Genomic DNA, 20420 nt, shown 5'->3' with positions numbered 1-20420 from the left:
TTGGACTGGTCATTTGACGGCGACCGGGTTGACGGGGGAGCCGACGGCGCCGGTGATGGGCAGGGGTGCGGCGGTGAGCCAGAACTCGTACACGCCGTCGGCCGCGCAGTCGGCGGCGAGTGCGTCCGGGTCCCACATCTCGCCGATCAGCAGCCCGATGTTGGGGATGGCGACCTGGTGCAGCGGCTGGAAGGCGCCGTCGAATTCGTTCGGGCGTACCTCGAAGCCCCAGGTGTCGGTGGCGATCGCGGCGATCTCGCTCGTGTGCAGCCAGCCGGCCGTGGTGAAGGACAGGCCGGGTGAGTCACCGCCCGCGTAGTCGCCCCAGCCCTCGCGGCGGGCGCGCGTCAGCCGTCCGGTCCGGACGATCACGAGGTCCCCGCGACCGACGGTCACGCCGTGCGCCTCGACGGTCGCGGTGAGGTGTTCGTCGGTGATGGCGAACCCGTCAGGCAGCTCTCCCCCACCGGTCCCGAGGACCCGTCCCACGTCGAGCAGCACGCCGCGGCCGGCGACGTACGGCGCCATGTGTTCGATGCCGGTGACGAGGTCGCCGTCGGAGGTGACGACCTTCTCGGCGTCCCGGCCGTTCCACGCCTTGCCGTGGTCGAAGATGTGCCCGAGCCCGTCCCACTGGGTGGAGCACTGCAGCGGCATCGCGATCACGTCGTCGGCGCCGCCGATGCCGTGCGGGAAGCCCTGGTTGCCGAGGGCGGCGTCGGTGCCGGTGTCGAGCATGGTGTGGACGGGGTTCGTGCGCCGACGCCAGCCCTTCTGCGGGCCGTTCATGTCGAACCGCTGCGACAGGGAGAAGCTGACGCCCCGGCGGACCAGGGCGGCACCCTCGCGGCGCTTGGCATCGTCCAGGAAGTTCAGGGTGCCGAGGACGTCGTCCGCGCCCCAACGCCCCCAGTTCGAGCAGCGCTTGGCCGCCTCGGCGATCGCCTCCTCGGGATCGCGCCGGTTCAGGCTCATGCCGGTCCCTCCGCCACACAGCGGGTGCGCTGCACGCCGAGCCCGGTGATGGAGCCCTCCATGACGTCGCCGTCGCGCAGCAGGCGTCCCCAGTGGAGGCCGTTGCCGGCGGGGCTGCCGGTCAGCACCAGGTCGCCGGGCAGGAGACGGGACGTCCTGGAGATGTACGACACCAGGCGGGCGACGCCGAAGAGCATGTCCTTCGTCGACTCGTCCTGCATGGTGCTGCCGTTGAGCGTCAGCGTGACCTGCAGGTCCGCCGGGTCGGCGACCGACTCGGCGGGGACGATCCACGGCCCGAGCGGCGTGAAACCGGGAGCGTTCTTGCAGCGCAGCCAGTCCGTTCCGATGGCCTTCATGTCCCGGCGGAACACGGTGGCGCGGTCGGTGAGGTCGTTGGCGATGGTGTAGCCGGCGACGTACTCCAGCGCCTCCTCGACGGACAGCCGGTAGGCCGGCTTGCCGATGACGGCCGCCAACTCCAGCTCCCAGTCGGGCTGTTCGGCCCAGTTCGGGAGTACGACATCGTCGTAGGGGCCTGCGATCGTGCTCGGGAGGCCGATGAACACGTACGGCAGGTCCTCGGCCGCCCGTCGGTCCATGACCGCGGCGATCTCGGCGCGCGCCTCCTCGACGGTGCGCGGATCGTCGGGAGAGCGGTGGGCGGCCTCCAGGTCGATCACGTGCTGCCGGTAGTTGGCACCGGACTGGAAGATCTGCCGCGGCTCGACGGGGGCGTGCACCCGCAGGCCCTCCAGGGGCTGCCACGCGGCCGACTCGTCGGACGCGAGGTCGCGCAGGCGAGGGAGCAGCTCCTCCCAGCGTTCGAAGACCTCCCGGCCGGTCAGGGCGGGTTCCTTGAGAGCGGTGCGCAGATCCAGCACACGGTCTCCGGGCACGACCAGACCGGGATACGGGGGTCCGTCGGGGGCGGAGAGGGTGCCGAGGGCGAAGGGTCCGGAGAAGGACTGGGAAGCGGCTGCGGGTTTCACGGGGATGTCCTCCAGATTGCGATGCACACAATCTGGCGCGCATCTCTTAATCTGGGAAATAGATTCTTTAGATGTTGATCATCTGCCTGGTAGATGCAACTGTGACCAGCAGCCACGCTCTGGAGGCGTCGTGTCCCTTTCCGGCCTCGACCTCAATCTCGTCATGTCCCTGCGGGCGCTGCTGGAGGAACGCAACGTCACCCGCGCCGGGCAGCGCGTCGGACTCAGCCAGCCGGCGATGAGCGCGGCCCTGGCCCGCCTGCGCCGTCACTTCGACGACGACCTGCTGTCCCGCGTCGGCAGGAGTTACGAACTGACCGCCCTCGGCCGCGCTCTTCTGGATCGCACCTCGACCGCCTGCGACCTGCTGGAACGCGTCTTCAGCAGCAGGGCCGACTTCGCCCCGGGCAGCGAGGAGTACGAGTTCACCGTACTCACCTCCGACTACGCGCTCACCGTGTTCGGCGCCGAACTCGCCCGGACCGTGCACGCCGAGGCCCCAGGAGTGCGGCTGCGTTTCCAGCGCACGCCCGGCGACGTCACCGAGGACACCGCCAACCTGCTCAGCACGGCCGACGGGCTCCTGATGCCGCACGGCGTCATCAGCGGCTTCCCCGCCGTCGACCTCTTCACCGACCGCTGGGCCTTCCTGGTCGCCGACACGAACGACGAGGTCGGCGACCGGCTCACCATGGACGACCTCGCGCGGCTGCCCTGGGTCGTCTACCAGCGCGCCCACGACGCCCCCGCCGCGCGGCAGCTCAGCATGCTCGGCGTCGACCCCCACGTGGAGATCTTCGTGGACAGCTTTCAGGCACTGCCCTTCATGGTCGCCGGCACCCGTCGGATCGCGCTGATACAGCAGCGCCTGGCCGAGCTGCTGAGCGGTGTGGCCCCGGTACGCCTCATGGAACCGCCCTTCTCGGTGGTTCCGCTCCAGGAGGCGCTGTGGTGGCATCCGGTGCACACCCACGACGCGGCGCACATCTGGCTGCGCGAGATCACAGCGCGTGTCGGGGCCGAGCTCACCGTGTCGGAGCCCGGCCGTCTTACCGCATCGCCATCGACATAGCGGGATCCACATGGCGGGATCGACACAGCGCGCTGTCAGAAGCGCCCAGCATCCAGACCTTGGATGATCCACATCTTGGATATCGATCGGACGAGGGCTAGGCAGGCCCTGCCCGTTGGCCCATAGTCGTCTCAACCCGGCGCCGGAGCCGCACCGTCACCCCGCTGCCGGGAGCGCGCAGGCGCCCGGCAGTCCTAGGCGCCCCCTGAACATCCTCCACGGGTGCCGGACGGCCGACCATGACGGCCGCACCACCCGTACCCTCCCGACACGCCACGTGGAGTTCCCGCATGCCTGCACCCCTGCTTCCGCTTCCCGGTCCGCCCTCCCATGCCGTGGCGGACACCCCGTCCGAGCAGGTCGTGTCCGGCCCCGGACATCGGCTTCGCGTCACGCTGCTGATGGCCGGCGCCTGTCTGCCCATCCTCGGCGCGGTGCTCATCGCCCCCGTCCTGCCCCGGATGCGGGACCACTTCGCCGACGTGCCGGGTGCCGACGTACTCGTCCCCATGGCGCTGACGATTCCCGCCCTGTCGCTGGCACTGCTGGCCCCCTTCGCCGGGGTTCTCGTGGACCGGCTGGGCCGCAAGCGCCTGCTCGTCGTCGCGACCGTGCTCTACGCGCTCCTCGGCACCGCCCCCCTGTGGCTGGACTCCCTCGGAGCCATCGTCGTCAGCCGCGCCCTCGTCGGCGTCACCGAAGCCGCCATCATGACCTGCTGCACCACCCTCATCGGCGACTACTACTCCGGACGGCAACGCGACCGCTACCTCGCGATGCAGACGATGTGCGCCGCGATCTCCGCGACGGCCTTCCTCATCCTGGGCGGGGCGGCCGGATCAGCCGGCTGGCGCGCACCGTTCTGGGCCTACGCCGGGAGCCTGCTGCTCGCCCCCGCCATGGCCGCCTTCCTGCCCCGGCCCCAACCCGACGACCACACGAACGCCCCCTCCCCCACCGTCTCCGAACCGACAGCCGGACGGCCCTTCCCCTGGCGTCCACTGGCCGGCACATGCGCCCTGACGGTCTTCGGCGCCGTCCTTTTCTACACACTCCAGGTGGAGATGGCCTTCCTCCTCGATGACATGGGCGTGACCGAGACCGGCAAGATCGGACTGGCCACCGCCATCACCAGTGCCGCGATCGTGGCCGGCTCCGTCGCCTTCGCCAAGGCCGGCCGCGGCCCGCAGGACTGGCTGCCCATCGCCTTCAGCCTGTGTGCCCTCGGCTTCGCGGTGGTCTGGCTCGCCCCCAACCCCGTCGTGCTGACCATCGGAGCCGTCATCAACTGCCTGGGCAGCGGCCTCATGCTGCCGAGCCTCCTCACCCTCGCCATGTCCAAACTCCACTACGCCGACCGCGGCCGTGGTACCGGCCTGTGGACAGGATCCTTCTTCCTGGGCCAGTTCCTCTGTCCCCTGGTGGTGCTCGCGCTGACCGCCCTCGTCGGCTCCACCGCGAACTCCATGGGCGTACTGGCCCTCTTCGGGGCCGTCGCGGGCGCCGTCCTCGGCCTCGCCGCCCGTCGCCGTGCCGTGGCCGCCTCCGCACCGATCCAGCAGATCGCGGGCATCCCCGCGATGCCCTCCCACCTCGCCCCCAGGAAGACCACCGAATGCTGACCCTGATCGCCGCCGTCCGCCGCAAGCCGGGCATGACGCGGCAGGCGTTCGCGCACTACCTCCGGCATGTGCACGGCCCCCTGTCCGCCGCGAAGCCGCTCGGGGTTCGGCGTTACGTCCAGAACCACGTCTTCGACGCGTCCTTCGGCAGCGAGGAGGACCTTTCGTACCTGACCGACTTCGGCCGGGACGCCGTCACCGAGCTCCAGTTCGACGACCTGAACGCACTGGCCGCGACGATGTCCGACCCGTACACGCGCGAGGTCATCGGCCCCGACGGCGCCCACTTCAACGACATGCCCTCCGCCCTGGCCCTGCCGGCCCGGCCCGTGGCGGCGACACCGCCAGCACCGTCCGAGGACGACGGACGGGTCAAGGTGCTGCACTTCCTGAGCAGGGCGGACGGTGTGAGCCCGGACGACTTCACCCAACGGTCGCTCGCCGCCCACGAGGTCGCCCTCTCCCAGGACGAGCCGCACACCAAGGTGATACTCGGAAACGCCCAGCACGTGCGGGTACCGGGAGCCGAGCAGGCACTGCGCCACTTCGGCGGTGCGCGACAGCCTGTGTACGAGGCGGTCACCACCCTGTACTACGACTCCGCGGACGAGGCCCTGACCCACTTCCCCGCGTACGAGCGGTCGCTGCGCGAGCTGTCGGCGGAGAGCGGCCGCTTCTACGACCCGTCCCGCTCGTTCGTTCTGTACTGCCGCGAGGTGACGATCTTCGAACAGCCATGACCGCAAGCGGGTTCGTCAGAGCCGTACGACAGCGGTCGAGAGGCCACCGCCCTGCGCGCCGCCGCAGTTTCTCCGCGGAGGTGGCGTGTGAGCGCCGGGCCAGGCCGCAGCAGGGCCGCTCGCGCAGGTCCGTGGGCAGGCAGACCTTCGTCGCCCGCACACACCGGGTGCTCAACGCCGTCCAGGAGCTGCACGCGGAGATCGCCTCGCTCGACGGGCCCGTGCGAGGGAGGCCGCAGATCGGCTCGGGACGCTCACGGCAGGGAACATCGACCAGCTCGGCCTGCTTCGGGATCCCAAGTCCGTTTCATCCAGCACTGATACACCGGTCGGCCGTCACGGTCGCCGATGGCCCGCAAGCTGTGCGACGACGCTGCCGGGTGGCTGCGCAGTGACCACTGTGCGGCCACGCCGGGCCAGGAACGCACCCCTGCTCAGGACCCCGGCGAGTCCCGAACCGGCTCGCCGGGCTTCGACGCCACCTTGTCGAGAACTGTCAGGACGACTCCCGGACGACCAGCTCTGTGCGGAGGATGACGTGGCGCCAGGCCACGGACTGTTCCTCCATCTCCTCCAGCAGCAGCCTGATCATGGCCCGCCCCATCTGCTCCACCGGCTGTCGCACGGTGGTCAGTGGCGGCTCGGTGCGCCGGGCCAGTGGAAAGTCGTCGAAACCGATGACGGCGACGTCCTCGGGTACCCGCCGTCCGGCCGCGCGCAGTGTGTGCAGTGCCCCGGCCGCCGAGGTGTCCGACGCGGCGAGGACGGCGTCGATCTCGGGGTGCCGTCCGAGGAGTTCCGCCATGGCGCGACGACCGCTCTCCTCGGAGAAGTCACCCTCCGCCACCCAGGACCGTGACGCCTTCAGACCGGCCAGCGCCAGCGCTTCCTGATAGCCGCGCAGTCGGCACTGCGCGACGTACATGTCCAACGGGCCCGTGATGGTGGAGATCGCCGTACGGCCCTGTTTCACAAGGTGGGAGACGGCGTTTCGGGCGCCGCCCACGTTGTCGGCGTCGACGTAGCTCACGTACTCGTCGCCCGAGCGGCGCCCCAGCAGCACGGTCGGCAGCCGTGCCTCGGCGAGCATGTCCGGCAGCCTGTCGTCCGCGTGTACCGACATCAGCAGGGCTCCGTCGACCCGGCCGCCGCGCGCGTACTCCAGGAAGCGCTGCCGTTCGGTCTCCGAGCGGACCAGGGTCAGCATCAGCTGCATCCCGGTGTCCGCCAGCGCGTCGCCGAGCGAACGGACGACCTCCGAGAAGAACGGCTCCGCGAACTGTCTCCAGTCCGGCTCCGTCAGCACGAGGGCCACGGCGTCCGCACGCTGCCCGGCCAGGGACCGGGCCGCGAGATTGGGCACGTACCCCAGTTCTTCGACAGCGCGTTGTACCGCCCGGCGCGTCGACTCCTTCACACCAGCCGCGTTGTTGATGACCCGGGAGACCGTGCCCCGTCCTACCCCGGCGTGGGTGGCCACCTCCTCCAGAGTCGGCGCTCCAGGTCGTCGCCTGGCCATGACCGTCTCCCCCCACCCGCCAGATCACCGATCTTACGGGGCGGAGGACCGGGGCACTTGCCTTCCGCACATGATCGACCGGTCTCGGTGGTGAGGGAAGCCTCGACAGCGGTGGTCCGGTGCGTCAGAGCCCGCCGAAACCCGGCAAGCGACCGCGGATCCACCCGGCCGGGCAGAGATGCCGGCCGAGTGGATCCGCGGTGCCGGGTGCGTGCGGTCGGACGCGGGCAGGCCGTCAGGACAGCGGCTCAGGCTGCCCGTCCCGGTACCCTCACGCGATGGCGCAGGACGTGCCCTTCAGGCTGAACGCGGCCGGCTTGGCGAAGGCGCCGTCATAGGTGCCCTGGAACCCGAAGGAGACCTGGCCGCCCGGTGCGATGGACGCGTTGTAGGCCATACCGCCGGCCGTCACAGCTCCAGACGAGGGTGAGATCTCGGCGCTCCACACACTCGTGACCTTCTGCCCGGCCGGCAACGTGAACCCGAGTTTCCAGGCGTCGACGGGTGACGAGCCCGTGTTGGTCACGGTGACGTCCGCCGTGAACCCTCCCTGCCACACGTTCGTGCCGTAGGCCACCTTGCAGGCCGGCGAGCCACCCGTACCGCCGCCACCGCCACCCGTACCGCCGCCGAGGTTCACACTGGACGAGAACGAGGTGACCGCCAGCCCCGCGCCGTTCTGCCAGGGTTCGAAGCCCGCCTGAACGCTCGTCAGGTACCAGTTGTCCTGGGCGAGTCCGCGGGAGACGGCCTGCCGGACGAAGTCCATGACGTCGAAGTTCCAGCTGTCGATCGCCGACGGCGCGACGAAGGACAGAACGTCGTTGGAGCCGTTGTTGCCGGACCACACCTGCCACTGGCGTCCGGCCACGGTGGCGGAGCCGACGGGCGAGCCCACCGGCTGCACGGACCCCACACGGTTGAACCAGATCATGATCTCGGTGCGGTTCACGCCGTCGGTACGGGGGGTCGGGTCCAGCCAGATGTCGTAGGCGGCGTCGTAGGCGGCGCCGCTCACGTAGCTGTAGGAGATGCCCGAGGGCGCGCTCGCGATGGAGCCGATCCGGGCCGGGAGGTTCGTGCCGGGCGAGCAGCTGGTGTAGTGGCAGCCGTTGTACACGGCCGGGTACGACTTCGGGGCGCCGTTCGTCGGGACCGAGCCGTCGGCCTGGGTGACCCTGAAGCCCGAGTCCGTGACCGAGATGCACTGGGCGGCGCTGGTGCCCCAGCGGTTGTTCATGACGACGTAGCGGCCCTGGATCGTGGTGGTGCCGAACGCCTCACAGATCGTGGTGTCGGCCTGCGACGCGGGAGCGGCGGTGAGAAGTGCCGCGAGTGCGACGAGAGAGGTCAGCACGGCGCCCCACAGGGCTCGCGTTCCTGACTTGTGCTGTACGGGTTGCATGCAGTTCCTCCGCGGGTGCTTTCAAGAACTGACAGATCATTGGCCAAAGATTTGGGAGCGCTCCCAAAACTCGGACGATTGCAATTATGTGCATGCCCCTGACAAGACCGTAAGGGGTGCGCCCTGGGGCAGTCCATGTGCGCTGTACCGGATTCCGGGGAGCCGGACGGCCCCGAAGGGTGGGGGCCGTCCGGCCGCGCGACCCCGTCCGCATGCGACGGAGTCAGGTACGCGGAGCCGCGGCGGGGGCTATTCGAGGAGCTCCGCGTACGAGCCCATGGCCAGTGCGATGTCGGCCTGGGCCCAGAACCGGTGGTAGGTGAAGACGGGGGCGGCGCCGCCCTTCAGGTAGGCCTCGATCTTCGACCAGGCCGGGTCGTTCTTGTAGAAGGACCGGAGGGAAAGGAAGGTCGACGAGGAGCTGATCGCGTCACCGTTCGGCATCTTGCCGGTCCAGCCGCTCGGCACGTAGACGCTGTCATTGAACCTGCTGTAGTCGGTACGGGTCTCGGGGACGGCGATCCCCAGGCTGTCCCGGTAGTTGTTCCACATGCCGTCCAGCAGCGCCTTCGCCGTCGCCTTGGCCACCGCGTCGCCGGATTTGGCGCCGTAGTAGCTCAGGGTCTTGGCGTACGCGGCGGCCACTCCGACATCGTTGGTGTAGTCGGCGACGGTGACGTGAAGCCCGCTGTTGGCGCCGGGACTTGAGGAGGTCCAGGTGTCCGGCTTGCCCGACCACTGGAGCGTGGAAGGAATCCGGTAGGTGCCGTCCGGGTTGATCGTGGTCTTGGACAGCGCCCACTTGACCCACTTGTCGAGGACCTCCTTCGCCTGGAGGTTGCCCGTCTGCTGGTAGAGCTCGGCCACCCGCTCCATGGACCACGCCTGGAAGCCGAACCACTGGTTGGAGGGCGGGTCGTGGTAGACGGGCTGCTCGTCGTAGTACATCCCGTAGAAGGTCGGTGTGCCCGACGGCGGCGTGGCGTAACGGCCCTGCCAGCTGTTGGTCGCGCCGCCCGCGATGGCCCCCTCGTCCGACTGCAGCCACCGGTAGAACTCGATCTGACGCTGCAGTGACTTGCTCCAGTCGCTCGCACCGGTCGCCGACTTCGGCTTCAGGTCGGCGTAGGAGCTGAGCGCATAGGCCGCGAGAGGGTTCTGGTAGCCACTGTGGGAGTGGCTCGAGCCGATGCGCCAGGCCCAGCCGGCGCTGGTGTCGGCGGCGCCGCCCCAGGCGTAGTACCAGGACAGCAGGTAGTGCGAGGCGTCCTTGCCGGTGCCGGCCGGGCAGGTGGTCGGGCCTGCACAGTTGCCGATCTTCTTGAAGTACTTGTCGAACATGGCGTACCGCAGGTAGTCGCCCATCTTCGACGCCTTGGCGACGGTGGCCGACACATCGCCGCCCTTGCCCTGTTCCTTCGCCCAGACGTCCGCCCAGTACGCGGCCTGCACCGCACGCGCGTCGGCGTCCGGGGCGTCCGTGTACTTCCACTGCTTGGCGTAGGAGCTGTCACCGGTGAAGAGGTCCAGATACCCGTTCCTGCCGCCGTACTTGAAGGCGTCACAGGTCGGCTGTGGCACCGTCTCCCAGACCGATTCCTGAGGACCGCGCTGGAAGGTGTTCAGGTACGACGCTCCGCTCGCCGTGGGCCCGGCCTCGCAACTGCCACCGGGCGTGTTCCCGAAGCCGTAGACGTTGTCGACGTCCTCGATCCAGTGCATGCCGTACACGTCGTCCGTGCCGTAGGCGGACTTCAGCTCACCGGCGATCGGGTCCGTCCCGACGGAGACCGACGAATCGAGCTTCACCGGGTACTCGTTCGGCGTGTCCGCCTCCGGCGCGTAGGTGGCCGGCTTGGAGGCGTTGTAGAAACCGCTGGTGGGCTGGTCGGCGTGGGTGGGAATCATGTACTTCTCCATCAGGGACCACGCACCGTTGAACTTGGACCAGTCCCCCGTGACCCTGCCGTACATCGCCTGCAGCCACAGCAGATAGCCGTAGGCCTCCGACGTCGTCTCGTGGCCCTGGTCCGGCGCCTCGACGATCAGCGTCTCCACCGAGTGGTACGGAATGCCCTGCGGAGAGAAGTAGCCGTTCGCCGGGTTGGTGATCTTGCCGTAGAGGTCCAGGAAGCGCGCGTCGTACGTCTTGGACGCGGCCAGCTCCGTGACGGTGACCGTCGCCTTGGCGTAGCCGGCGGCCGATGCCGTGAACGTGGCGGCGCCGGTCCCCGAGGCGTCCGCCGTCACCGTCACCTGCTGCGCGGTGCTCCAGTTGGACGGTGTGAAGGTCAGCGACGATCCGCTGGTCACCGACAGTCCCGTGTTGCCGCTGGAACGCTCCACGCTCACGGCCACGTTCGAGGTCGGCTGCGTCGAGAGCTTCACGGAGAAGTCTGCCGACTTGCCCTGCTGCACGGCGAGTTGACTGGGCGACAGCACAAGTGCCGGTCCCGTCGAGACGGTGATGCCGACCGGCGTGGACTCACCGGACGCGCCCAGGCTGTCGTACGCCTTCGCCACCAGGGAATGACCGCCCACGGCCAAGTCCGACACGGACAGCGAGAACGGCGCGCTCGAATCGGCACCGAGCAGGGTGGTGTCGTCGTAGAACTCGACCTTGCTGATCGCCGCGTTGTCGGCGGCCGCCGCGGTCGCCGCGAGCGGGACCGGGTCCCCCTTGGCGTAGACGGCACCCGGCTTGGGGCTGGTCAGGACGGTCATCGGCGGCTGGTGCGCACCGTTGCAGGGAGTGCCGTTCACCGCGAAGGAGGTGGGTGCCGCGTTCGCTCCGCTGTAGCCGAACTGCGCGCCCGCGGACACCGCGGCACCTGCGGCGATGGTCCCGTTGTACGAGGCGTTCTGCGCGGTGACCGTCTGCCCGGACTGCGACCAGGTACCGTTCCAGCCGTTCACGAGCTTCTGGTTGCCCGTGTAGCCGTATGTCACGGTCCAGCCGTTGATGGCGTCGGTTCCGCGATTGGTGAGGGTGAGATCGACCGTGAAGCCGGAGCCCCAGTCGTTGGTCCTGTAGTCGACACGGCACTGAACACCCGCCGCCTGGGCGGGTGTTGGGCCAGCGGCGAGCATCGACAGGGGCAGGGCGAACGCGGCCGCCACAGCGGTCCACAACCGCCGCGCGGCTCTGCGCTTACGTCCGGGATCCATGTGCTGGTTCCTCCTTGCCGTATGCGGCTCGGTGGGGGGTGAAGGCATGAACCAGTGGGAGCGCTCCCATCTTGAGGACGGACACCGTTCAGGTCAAGACGTTGAGGAAATGAATCGTTCGAACCGATTCGCCGTACAGAAAGTTAAGCAACCACCCTGTGAAAACGCGGCAGTTGGCGCTAGCGTCCGTCGCACCAGTGGGAGCGGTTCCATCACTGGGCGCAGCCATCACAACGCGCCCGGATGAAAGGAGTCGCTCATGCGACACCCTCCGCGTACAGCACCTTTCATCGCCGCCCATGCGGGCTGCGCTCACTTCGGCCTTGTCGGCCCGTGGGACACGTGCCGACGGTCGACGAACCCCCGTACGGCGGCCGCCTCGGTGCGGATCAGCGCCTGACAGCAGGCCGCACAGCACGCCATCACATCAACGTCTGTCCTCCAACGCCTGTCCTCCACAGGGCACATGGCCGGGGCACCGGTATCACGCGGGACGGCTTCGTTCCGTGTGCACCTCGCTCGAACGCCTGGCCGTGCCGTGCCCCGGTGGCGGCAGTTACCCCCAACCGCTCCGGGCACGCGATCGCCTGCTCGCTCTCAGAGCCGCCCGCACCCAGAAGAAGAAGGAACCCCTCTCATGAGTCGCACACGAATGTCACTGCTCAGCGCGCTGGCGCTGCTCGCCGGGACCTCCGGCGCCGCCGTCGTCGCCGGCCCGGCCGGTGCCGCCGCCGCAGCCGCGCCCTGCACCGTGGACTACAAGGTGCAGAACCAGTGGGACACCGGCTTCACCGCCGCCGTCACGATCACCAACAACGGTGCGGCCAAGTCGAGTTGGTCGCTGAAGTGGTCGTACGCCGGCAACCAGGCGATCAGCAACGGCTGGAACGCGAAGGTCAGCCAGAGCGGCACCGCCGTGACGGCCGCCAACGAGAGCTACAACGGCACGCTCGGCACCGGAGGTTCGGCCGCCTTCGGATTCCAGGCGTCCTACAACGGAACCAACGCCATCCCGGCCACGTTCACCCTCGACGGCGCGACCTGCAACGTCGACGGCGGCGGACCGACCGACCCGGGACCGACGGATCCGGGACCGACCGACCCCGGCCCGGGTGGGCCGAAGGCCGCCAACCCCTATGTCGGTGCCAAGGTCTACGTGAACCCGGAGTGGTCCGCGAAGGCTGCCGCCGAACCCGGCGGCAGCCGCATCTCCAACCAACCCACCGCCGTGTGGCTGGACCGGATCGCCGCCGTCAACGGCGTGAACGGCGGCATGGGCCTGCGGGCACACCTGGACGAGGCGCTGAAGCAGAAGGGGAGCGGGGAACTCGTCGTCCAGCTGGTCATCTACGACCTGCCGGGCCGTGACTGCGCCGCCCTCGCCTCCAACGGCGAACTCGGTCCGAACGACCTTGCCAAGTACAAGTCCCAGTACATCGACCCGATCACCTCGCTGCTGGCCGAGTCGAAGTACGCGGGCCTGCGGATCGCCACCGTCATCGAGCCCGACTCGCTGCCCAACCTGGTCACCAACGCCGGCGGCACGCCCACCACCACCGACGCCTGCGTGACCATGAAGAGCAACGGCAACTACGAGAAGGGTGTCTCCTACGCCCTCGACAAGCTCGGCGCCCTCTCCAACGTCTACAACTACATCGACGCCGGCCACCACGGCTGGCTCGGCTGGGACAGCAACCTCGGCCCGTCCGTGCAGGAGTTCGCCAAGGTCGCCACGACCAACGGCGCGAGCGTGAGCGATGTGGCCGGGTTCATCGTCAACACCGCCAACTACAGCCCCGCCAAGGAGCCCAACCTCAAGGTCACCGACATGGTGAACGGGCAGACCATACGTCAGGCGAAGTGGGTGGACTGGAACCAGTACGTGGACGAGCAGTCGTTCGCGCTCGGGCTGCGGGACAAGCTGGTGGCAGCCGGGTTCGACTCCGGCCTCGGCATGCTGATCGACACCTCCCGCAACGGCTGGGGCGGTTCCGCCCGGCCCGCCGGACCCGGTCCGTCGACCTCGGTGGACGCATACGTCGACGCCGGCCGCATCGACCGGCGTCTCCACGCCGGCAACTGGTGCAACCAGAGCGGTGCCGGAATCGGTGAGCGTCCCACCGCCGCTCCCGCCACCGGCGTCGACGCCTACGTGTGGGTCAAGCCGCCGGGTGAGTCCGACGGCAACAGCGCCGCCGTGCCCAACGACGAGGGCAAGGGCTTCGACCGCATGTGCGACCCCACCTACGGCGGCAACGCCCGCAACGGCAACAACCCCACGGGCTCCCTGCCGAACGCACCCCTCGCCGGACACTGGTTCTCCGCCCAGTTCCAGCAGCTCACGCAGAACGCCTACCCACCCCTGCCGTAACCCTGTGACACGGTGAGTGGCCGCCGGGGCCGGTCGTACGGCGACCGGTCCCGGCGCAGGCGTGCGGCATCTTCCTGACGTCAGCGATGCTCGGCGAAGACCAGGTGAAGCTCGGCTCGCCGGACAGAGCGGTGGTCCATTCGCCTGGTCATCGCCGTGGTCCGAGCAGCAGTCTGATTCCCGCTTCGTCGATGTGGACGGCGACGTCATGGTGGCCCGCTGCCCGTCGTTCTCGGCTTGGTGCCGGCCGAGAACGGCAGCAGGGCCTGACAGTTACAAGACCGACAGCGGACGACGAGGCCCAGGGCGGTTGTTGCTCACAGGAGCCACGGTCAGACGTGAGGGCGCATCCCGCGCCCGACGTCATGACAACGCACGGACAGGCATGAGGGAGATTATCTGCCTGGTCAGAGGGCTCCGGACTCCACGGCGCGATCGCGCAGGGTCCGCAGGCTGGTGCGCATGCCGCCTTCGTCCTCGACGTGCCATTCGTTCATGCCCTGGCAGGTTTTGGTGCCGCGGGCGACGGCGCCCGCTTCGTCAGCCCGTCCGTAGGGGGTGCCGCCGGTCGCGGTGAGGATGATGCCGCCACTCTCGTCGATGGTGGCCCAGTGGTCGGCGGAACGATAGGTGAGCACGATCCGTGTGCCGACGGTGAGGACTTGGGCGTCGATCATCCTGGCGACATCCGTGCGACGGCCCCCTGTGACCGGTCTGCGCCGGGATGTGGTCTGCCGGGCGTGGCTGGACGGCTCGTTGCGGTCGTTCTGCGCGGTCGGCAGGTCGACGGGCATACCCAGGCGCTGGGGGTCCCAGATGCGTTCGAACAGACTCAGGTACAGCTCCTGGCGAGTCGCGATGACCGTGGTCATGCTCTCGCTGGGCCCGAACGACCGGAGGGTCTTGTCGAGCTGGTGCGTCTTGACGAGATCGCGCAGGAGCGGGTTCCGGCGGTCGTAGCCAGGAGCGATGATGCCCAGCAGGACGTTGCTGCGGGCGTAGAGGGCGGCTTTGTCGTGGAGCGGCAGGTCGTTGATGCTGGAGTTCTCGCGTCCCATCAACAGGCCCAGGCCGCCGAGTTGGTTGCGCAGGCTGCGGAAGACGACCCCGTCGGGGATCTCCTTCTCCACCCTGTGGTGATGTTTCGCCCACAGGTGCTCGATGTGGAACCGATCCCTGTCGAGGTACGCGAGCACGTCGTAGGGCCGCCGGCAGGCCTCTTCGACGTATGCGGTGGCGCGGGCCAGCAGGTAGCGGATCTGGTGGGCGTTGTTGCCGCGCAGCCCCAAGGTGCCCGCGTCCCGGATCGAGCCTGCGTCGTGCAGTACCAGATCCCCCAGTACGCGGGCGACGTCGGTGACCGTGCGGCACCTGCGCAGGAGGGGGACGAGGGTGGCGTGGACGAGGGTGTCGGCATCCGCAGACTGGACAGGCAGGTCCTGGAGAACACGCAGGGCGTACCAGCGGTCCAGGTAGGCGGCGACGAGACGGCCCTTGTCCTTGGCGTCGGACGGCTGGTCGTCGGAACGCATGGCGGCGAGAACGGCGACGGCCTGGACACTGAGGCCGTTGCGTTCGTTGAAGAGCACCGCCTCCAGGCGATCGCCGTCCTTTTTGAGTTCACGGCCGGCCGCGAGGATGGGCCGAAACAGCCTGGCCGTCTTCAGCATGTCCTGGACGAACCGCACGAAGTTGTCGGGGCGTTCGGGGACCAGGCCGAGGTGGAGGGCGTTCTGTCGCACCCACACATTGAGGTTGGTTGCGATCTGCCGACGGTCGTCGTCAAGACCCTCCCGTGCGCAGCGGGCCAGAAGGTAGGCCTTGATGAAACGGGAGGCCGCTGTGGAATCCTCCCGGTCGGTGGTCAGCTCCCGCAGCATCTCGTGCCACTGTGCGTTGAGCTGGTCCTCGCCCGAACCGACGTGGGACAGCAGGTGGCTCTTGAGGAGGTCAACGGCGGTGAGGCGGGCGCCTCGGTCGTTCATCGTCTCGAACATGCGGTAGCCGTGGTCCGCGTTGGCCGCCCGGATCCCGACCAGGACCACCCGGTCCAGCAACCACTCGGTGAACCGGTGAAGCTTCTCCGCGTCGAGTTCCTCCACAAGCTGGGATTCGATCTGCTGGCCGCGTGCCCACACATTGCGGCGCGAGAGCGAGTCGCCCACGCCTGTCTCGTACTTGCGGCCCTCGCTGACTGCCCGCAGGACCGGGTCGTGATCGGTGATGCCGACCGAGAACTGGTCGCCATCGGTCGTGATCACGCGGTTCAACCGGTCAACCGCCCTGGGGTATCCGGCCTCCTGCGCCCACAGCCGCAGTTGCAGGAAGATCAGATGGAGGGTGACGAACCGCTGCTGCCCGTCGACGAGGTAGCGCTGGTTCTTCGACGGCTCGTAGTAGACGAAGGGCCCGAGAAAGTACTGCGGAGCTGTGTGGGGACGGCGCAGATGGACCGGATCCGCCGACCAGGTCCGGAAGGAGTCGCACAAGTCCCGTAACAGGGTGCGGACCTCGTCCTCGCCCCATGTGTAGTCACGCTGGTAGTAGTCGATCTCATAGGCCACATCACGGAACAGTTCCTTCAGGCTGAAGCCCTGGGATCTGATCTCGTCCGGACCCATGCAACCACCCCCACCTGCTCGGTGCACCTCCCTCATCGTCCCAACTGATCCCACCGCAGTACAGACGGCGTACACAGACCCGCGGGAAGAACTCCTGGTCTCACGGTCCGGCTCAGGGGGCGGGGCGGTGGGGACGAAGGGTGCGAGGAGAACAGTCCGTACAGGACGTTCTCAGGGGCGCGGACGGCGCGGTTTCCTGGGCCGGGAGACGGAACGCGCTGCGTTCACAGAGAACTTCGCCGTCGCCCCCAGGGGATGAGCATCATCGCATCCTGTTTCACATCGACCAGCAGTTCGGCCACTTTGGCCTTCCCTGTCCGCGCGCAGGTGACCACCCCTTCGCCCGTCACGGCATCACCAGCGCCCCCTTGGTGGTAGCCCCCGACTCGTCGGTACCCCTGGCCGGCTCAGGCAGCGGGACGAGCATGCACGCTGACCGCGTAACCGCCGTCCTGGTCAAAGGGATCGCCGCCCCAGGTGGCGTACCGGTGTCGCAGGGTCAGTCCGGCCTCGGTGCACCAGTGATCGAAGTCCGGCAGGGTGACGGACGGGTCCGGCAGTGGCAGGTGGGCCGCGTCCAGTCCCATGCCGGTGACCAGCAGTCCGCCGGGGCGCAGTACGGCAGCCAGTTGTCGGACGACGGTCGGTTCGGTGCCGGGGGCCAGCAGGGGGATGACGTTTCCGGCGGCGAGCACCAGGTCGAAGCCCGCGTTCAGACCCAGGGCGTCCAAGTGGGCCAGGTCGCTGTGGAGCCATTCCAGCGTGGGCGCGTCGCGGCGGGCCACGGCCAGCATCGAGGGGTCGACGTCGACGCCGACGCAGGCGTAGCCCAGTTCGGCCAGCCGGATCGCGACCCGGCCGGTGCCGCAGCCGGCGTCGAGTACCCGGGCGGGCGGCTTCAGCAGTGCGGCGCAGAAGGTGGCCTCACCGTGGATGTCGTGGCCCGATGCGGCGAGTTGCGCGAAACGCTCCGCATACTCTTCCCCGGCTTGTCCGCCGGTCAGTTCAGCCCACCGATCGCGTTGTCCGGTCATGTGCTCCTGTCCTCCTCGACAGCAGGGCCAACAAGGTTGTCCATGTCGCGATCCCTCCGGTCCGACCGGCGCCACCAGGGACGCCTACAGGGCTCGCCACCACTCAGGTCAGGCCAGCAGGACATCCTCGCCCGCCGTCACGGGGACAACCTGATCGGCCGGGGGCACCTCGGCCTTCACCGGCGTCCCGAAGTCCGACAGTGTCATCGTCGTCATCGCCTTCATACCGCCGAAGAAGGACAGCCGGGCCTGGACGGCGCGCCCCTTCCCGTCGACCCACACGTCTGCGTAGACGGGCATGTCGTCGCCCAGCTTCTCGCGCAGGTCATCCATCTTCTGCTTCGTCTCCGTCGCCATCCGGAGCGTCGCGGTGGCGTGGTCGATCGTGCCCCGGTAGTGCACCGCAGGGACGCCGTTCACCCGCTCGTCGCCCTCGTTCGACACCTGCCGCATCGCCTTCAGCTGGCGGAACAGATGCTCGGGGTCGTTCAGCGGCGCCCGCAGGAAATAGCGGGTCACGGCCTCGCTCCTGGCAGCCGCGGCCCATTTGCCCTCGTCCACCGCCCGCGAGCCCTGTACGTAGACGGTGTCGCCCGCGAAGACCTCCTCGACGGGGTCCATGCCGCTGTCCTTGAGTTCCACCGTGAGCCGGCCCCTGTCGCCCGCCAGGTCGAAGGCGCCGGCGATCGCGAAGACGTACGTCGTGGGGTTGTCCGCGGACCGCAGTTCGATCTGCTCGTCGACCCGGGCACTGGTCGCGCTCGTCTTCTCGATCGCGGCGCGCACGGCCGCCCCGTGGTCCACGGCCTTCTTCGCGCTCTGCGCCGAGTCGCTGTCCGCACCGCCGGAGCAGGCAGTGCAGAACAGAAGGACGGCGGTGGCGAGGAGGTGGGCGTGGCGCATGGGCGCTCCGGGGAATCGATACTGCGGCAGGTGGAGCCCGATGGGGCCTGTAGATCTTCGCACGAAATCCGTGGCAGGCCCCGAGGGTTTCGTCCCTGTCACCCACGCGTCCGTCCGCCGAAGCCCGCCCACCCGGCGCGGTCACCGCCCGGCGTCGTCCGGATCCACGAGCTTCTCGAAGAAGAACTCGTGCTTCAGGAACGACACGTCGTATTCGTGTCCCGGATACGGCGGGATCAGCTGAGACGCCTGGATGAGGCGCCAGCCGTCGCACAGGGCGGCAAGGCCCGTCTCGTAGGGAGGCTCGTCGCTGTCGCCGGTGGTGGGGGACGTGCGGCCGGTGCCGTCATAGAGCGACCAGCCGACGACCGGGGAGTCCAGGGCCGACGTGCCCAGGTACAGCACCAGCACCTGCTGGCGGACCGCGGAGGCGGCAGGGGCAGGGGCGGTTGGGGGTCCGGGGGTGGTCGTGGTCATGCGGAAACCTCCTGCGGTCGGTTGGAGACGCGGGTGACCCAGTGATCAAGGTCGAAGCCCTCGTCGCCGGTCAGCGCACGCCACAGCAGGACGCGGTTGATGAGTTCCAGGCGACCGGTCGCCTGCTCGTACCAGGGGAAGCCGGTGTTCAGCTCCTGGGCCACACCCGGGTCCGACAGGTCCGAGGTGTCCCACAGCCTCAACTGCCGTACCGTCGGGTTGAAGCGGATCTTGAACATGAAGCGGCGGGTGTCGCTGTCGTTGCGACGGCCGCCGTGCCAGAGGCCATGGTGCAGAAGCACCACAGTGCCCGCCGGGCAGACCAGCCGGCTCTGACCACGCAGGTTCTGGTAGCGGCCGGTGTCGCTCTCGTTCGTGCGCCGCAGATGGCTGCCGGGCACGCTGAGCGTGCCGCCCATCTCCAGCGTCACCCGCTGCGGGTAGTACATGAGCTGCACGTCGAACGCGTCGGGCCGGACGTCGATGACCGCGTCCCCGTGCAACGGCTGTGCCGCGCCCTCTCGGGGCTCCCGGACGTGCACGAAGTGATGGTCGATGTTCGGCTCGGGTCCGACGAGACTGCGCAGCGCGCCCGCGACCTCGGGTACTTCGACGAGCCGCCGTACGAAGGATCCCTCGGGGTATGCCTCGGAAACCGGCGTGCCGTAGGGCACCGACGGGATGCCGGCGGCGAAGACGTCCATGGCCTCGGTGTTCATCTCCGCGGGCACCACGGCGTCCATGCGCAGCGAGCCATGGGCGACGAAGTGCGCCATCCGCACAGAGCTCAGCAGGCGCTCTCTTGTTGTCGTCATGTCCACCACGGTAGGGAACGCGCCAGGTCCGGCGCGTGGGTCCGGCTCACCACCACTGGTGGATTTTCACCGAAGGTGACTTCCTGGTTCACCTCGGCTGATCAGTGCGCTTCGGCCCTGTCCACGCAGTTGCTCGGCCAGCCCGACAATGATGCCCTCCGGTCCGCGGACATAGCAGAGCAGATAGCTGTCCTCGTACTGGGCGATCTCTCCGACGAGTTCGGCGCCGTGAGGGCGCAGGCGGGCAACCGTGTCCTTGAGGTCGTCGACGGCGAACATGACGCGGTGCGTGCCCAGAATGTTGTGCGGCTGGTCGCGCGGGCCGGAGCTGACCGCCGCAGGGCTGCGGTACTTCGCCAGTTCGAGTCGGCTGTGACCGTCCGGGGTCCGGACCATCGCGATGTCACATCGGACGCCGTCGAGTCCGGTGCACTGGTCGGCGACGAGGCCCTCGACCTCCGCCCTGCCCTCAAGCTCCATACCGAGTTCCACGAAGAACGCGACGGCGGCGTCCAGGTCCTCGACGACGATGCCGACGTTGTCCATCCGCTGAATCGCCATGGCGGCTTCCTTAAGAATGTTGGGCGGTCCGGGAGGACCGGGTGTGGCTGATGACGGTTTGCCGTTGATGGCTCCAGGAGAATGGCCGCCCGGTCCTCTGGGACGCTCCGACTGCTGATTGAGAACTGCGGGCATCGCTGGTTAA

The 20420-nt window shown here is 68.7% G+C and carries 15 protein-coding genes; 4 read left to right on the top strand and 11 right to left on the bottom strand.

The window, feature by feature from the left end:
• Positions 1 to 9: 9 nt before the first annotated feature.
• On the bottom strand, positions 10 to 975 hold the full coding sequence (locus PV734_RS03640; protein WP_319288740.1) for a cyclase family protein: 966 nt from the start codon (positions 973 to 975) through the stop codon (positions 10 to 12).
• The gene (locus tag PV734_RS03635) at positions 972 to 1967 is read right to left on the bottom strand and encodes a fumarylacetoacetate hydrolase family protein (RefSeq protein ID WP_319288739.1); all 996 of its coding nucleotides are present in this window, start codon (positions 1965 to 1967) and stop codon (positions 972 to 974) included. The genes PV734_RS03640 and PV734_RS03635 overlap by 4 nt, the downstream gene beginning before the upstream one ends.
• Positions 1968 to 2097: 130 nt before the next feature.
• Between PV734_RS03635 and PV734_RS03630 the strand changes: the two genes are divergently transcribed.
• From PV734_RS03630 to PV734_RS03620, 3 genes are all read left to right on the top strand, one after another.
• Entirely contained in the window at positions 2098 to 3039 is a 942-nt protein-coding gene (locus PV734_RS03630; RefSeq protein WP_319288738.1) for a LysR family transcriptional regulator, read from the top strand.
• A 290-nt stretch (positions 3040 to 3329) separates the two neighbouring features.
• Positions 3330 to 4661, top strand: a complete 1332-nt coding sequence (locus tag PV734_RS03625; protein WP_319288737.1) for an MFS transporter — start codon at positions 3330 to 3332, stop codon at positions 4659 to 4661.
• Positions 4655 to 5401, top strand: coding sequence for an EthD domain-containing protein (locus PV734_RS03620; RefSeq protein ID WP_319098755.1), 747 nt, complete (start codon positions 4655 to 4657; stop codon positions 5399 to 5401). Before PV734_RS03625 ends, PV734_RS03620 begins: the two co-directional genes overlap by 7 nt.
• Before the next feature lie 496 nt (positions 5402 to 5897).
• Here PV734_RS03620 and PV734_RS03615 read toward each other — a convergent pair whose 3' ends face one another.
• From PV734_RS03615 to PV734_RS03605, 3 genes are all read right to left on the bottom strand, one after another.
• Entirely contained in the window at positions 5898 to 6920 is a 1023-nt protein-coding gene (locus PV734_RS03615) for a LacI family DNA-binding transcriptional regulator (RefSeq protein ID WP_319098756.1), read from the bottom strand.
• A 271-nt stretch (positions 6921 to 7191) separates the two neighbouring features.
• Positions 7192 to 8325, bottom strand: coding sequence for a GH12 family glycosyl hydrolase domain-containing protein (locus PV734_RS03610; RefSeq protein WP_319288736.1), 1134 nt, complete (start codon positions 8323 to 8325; stop codon positions 7192 to 7194).
• Positions 8326 to 8574: 249 nt separating this feature from the next.
• Positions 8575 to 11493 (bottom strand): glycoside hydrolase family 48 protein, encoded by a 2919-nt coding sequence (locus PV734_RS03605; protein ID WP_319288735.1) that lies wholly within the window; start codon positions 11491 to 11493, stop codon positions 8575 to 8577.
• A gap of 637 nt (positions 11494 to 12130) precedes the next feature.
• On the opposite strand from PV734_RS03605, the gene PV734_RS03600 reads away from it, so the two are divergent.
• Positions 12131 to 13864, top strand: coding sequence for a glycoside hydrolase family 6 protein (locus tag PV734_RS03600; RefSeq protein WP_319098760.1), 1734 nt, complete (start codon positions 12131 to 12133; stop codon positions 13862 to 13864).
• Positions 13865 to 14271: 407 nt separating this feature from the next.
• Here the strand turns inward: PV734_RS03600 and PV734_RS03595 are convergent, their stop codons facing one another.
• The 6 genes from PV734_RS03595 to PV734_RS03570 all read right to left on the bottom strand — a co-directional run bounded on the left by PV734_RS03595 (position 14272) and on the right by PV734_RS03570 (position 20275).
• Positions 14272 to 16485: a DUF262 domain-containing protein gene (locus PV734_RS03595; protein WP_319288734.1), complete on the bottom strand. Its 2214-nt coding sequence runs from the start codon at positions 16483 to 16485 to the stop codon at positions 14272 to 14274.
• A gap of 407 nt (positions 16486 to 16892) precedes the next feature.
• On the bottom strand, positions 16893 to 17519 hold the full coding sequence (locus tag PV734_RS03590) for a class I SAM-dependent methyltransferase (protein ID WP_319098881.1): 627 nt from the start codon (positions 17517 to 17519) through the stop codon (positions 16893 to 16895).
• A 108-nt stretch (positions 17520 to 17627) separates the two neighbouring features.
• On the bottom strand, positions 17628 to 18422 hold the full coding sequence (locus PV734_RS03585; RefSeq protein ID WP_319098880.1) for an LppX_LprAFG lipoprotein: 795 nt from the start codon (positions 18420 to 18422) through the stop codon (positions 17628 to 17630).
• A gap of 141 nt (positions 18423 to 18563) precedes the next feature.
• On the bottom strand, positions 18564 to 18899 hold the full coding sequence (locus PV734_RS03580) for a hypothetical protein (protein WP_319098879.1): 336 nt from the start codon (positions 18897 to 18899) through the stop codon (positions 18564 to 18566).
• Entirely contained in the window at positions 18896 to 19714 is an 819-nt protein-coding gene (locus PV734_RS03575) for a phytanoyl-CoA dioxygenase family protein (RefSeq protein ID WP_319098878.1), read from the bottom strand. Before PV734_RS03575 ends, PV734_RS03580 begins: the two co-directional genes overlap by 4 nt.
• 66 nt (positions 19715 to 19780) lie before the next feature.
• Positions 19781 to 20275, bottom strand: a complete 495-nt coding sequence (locus PV734_RS03570; protein ID WP_319098877.1) for a VOC family protein — start codon at positions 20273 to 20275, stop codon at positions 19781 to 19783.
• Positions 20276 to 20420 lie beyond the last annotated feature (145 nt).

Origin of the sequence: Streptomyces sp. AK08-02, from assembly GCF_033795085.1 — a bacterium.
Lineage (GTDB): Bacteria > Actinomycetota > Actinomycetes > Streptomycetales > Streptomycetaceae > Streptomyces > Streptomyces echiniscabiei.
Note: the sequence above shows the minus strand (reverse complement) of the source record. Positions and strands in the feature narration are given on the sequence as shown.

What these genes read in the sequence shown, in the direction of transcription:
- PV734_RS03615 (WP_319098756.1), bottom strand. Translation starts at nt 6,920, where the DNA reads ATGGCCAGGCGACGACCTGGAGCGCCGACTCTGGAGGAGGTGGCCACC.
- PV734_RS03580 (WP_319098879.1), bottom strand. Translation starts at nt 18,899, where the DNA reads ATGACCACGACCACCCCCGGACCCCCAACCGCCCCTGCCCCTGCCGCC.
- PV734_RS03575 (WP_319098878.1), bottom strand. Translation starts at nt 19,714, where the DNA reads ATGACGACAACAAGAGAGCGCCTGCTGAGCTCTGTGCGGATGGCGCAC.
- PV734_RS03570 (WP_319098877.1), bottom strand. Translation starts at nt 20,275, where the DNA reads ATGGCGATTCAGCGGATGGACAACGTCGGCATCGTCGTCGAGGACCTG.
- PV734_RS03620 (WP_319098755.1), top strand. Translation starts at nt 4,655, where the DNA reads ATGCTGACCCTGATCGCCGCCGTCCGCCGCAAGCCGGGCATGACGCGG.
- PV734_RS03585 (WP_319098880.1), bottom strand. Translation starts at nt 18,422, where the DNA reads ATGCGCCACGCCCACCTCCTCGCCACCGCCGTCCTTCTGTTCTGCACT.
- PV734_RS03610 (WP_319288736.1), bottom strand. Translation starts at nt 8,325, where the DNA reads ATGCAACCCGTACAGCACAAGTCAGGAACGCGAGCCCTGTGGGGCGCC.
- PV734_RS03600 (WP_319098760.1), top strand. Translation starts at nt 12,131, where the DNA reads ATGAGTCGCACACGAATGTCACTGCTCAGCGCGCTGGCGCTGCTCGCC.
- PV734_RS03625 (WP_319288737.1), top strand. Translation starts at nt 3,330, where the DNA reads ATGCCTGCACCCCTGCTTCCGCTTCCCGGTCCGCCCTCCCATGCCGTG.
- PV734_RS03640 (WP_319288740.1), bottom strand. Translation starts at nt 975, where the DNA reads ATGAGCCTGAACCGGCGCGATCCCGAGGAGGCGATCGCCGAGGCGGCC.
- PV734_RS03595 (WP_319288734.1), bottom strand. Translation starts at nt 16,485, where the DNA reads ATGGGTCCGGACGAGATCAGATCCCAGGGCTTCAGCCTGAAGGAACTG.
- PV734_RS03590 (WP_319098881.1), bottom strand. Translation starts at nt 17,519, where the DNA reads ATGACCGGACAACGCGATCGGTGGGCTGAACTGACCGGCGGACAAGCC.
- PV734_RS03605 (WP_319288735.1), bottom strand. Translation starts at nt 11,493, where the DNA reads ATGGATCCCGGACGTAAGCGCAGAGCCGCGCGGCGGTTGTGGACCGCT.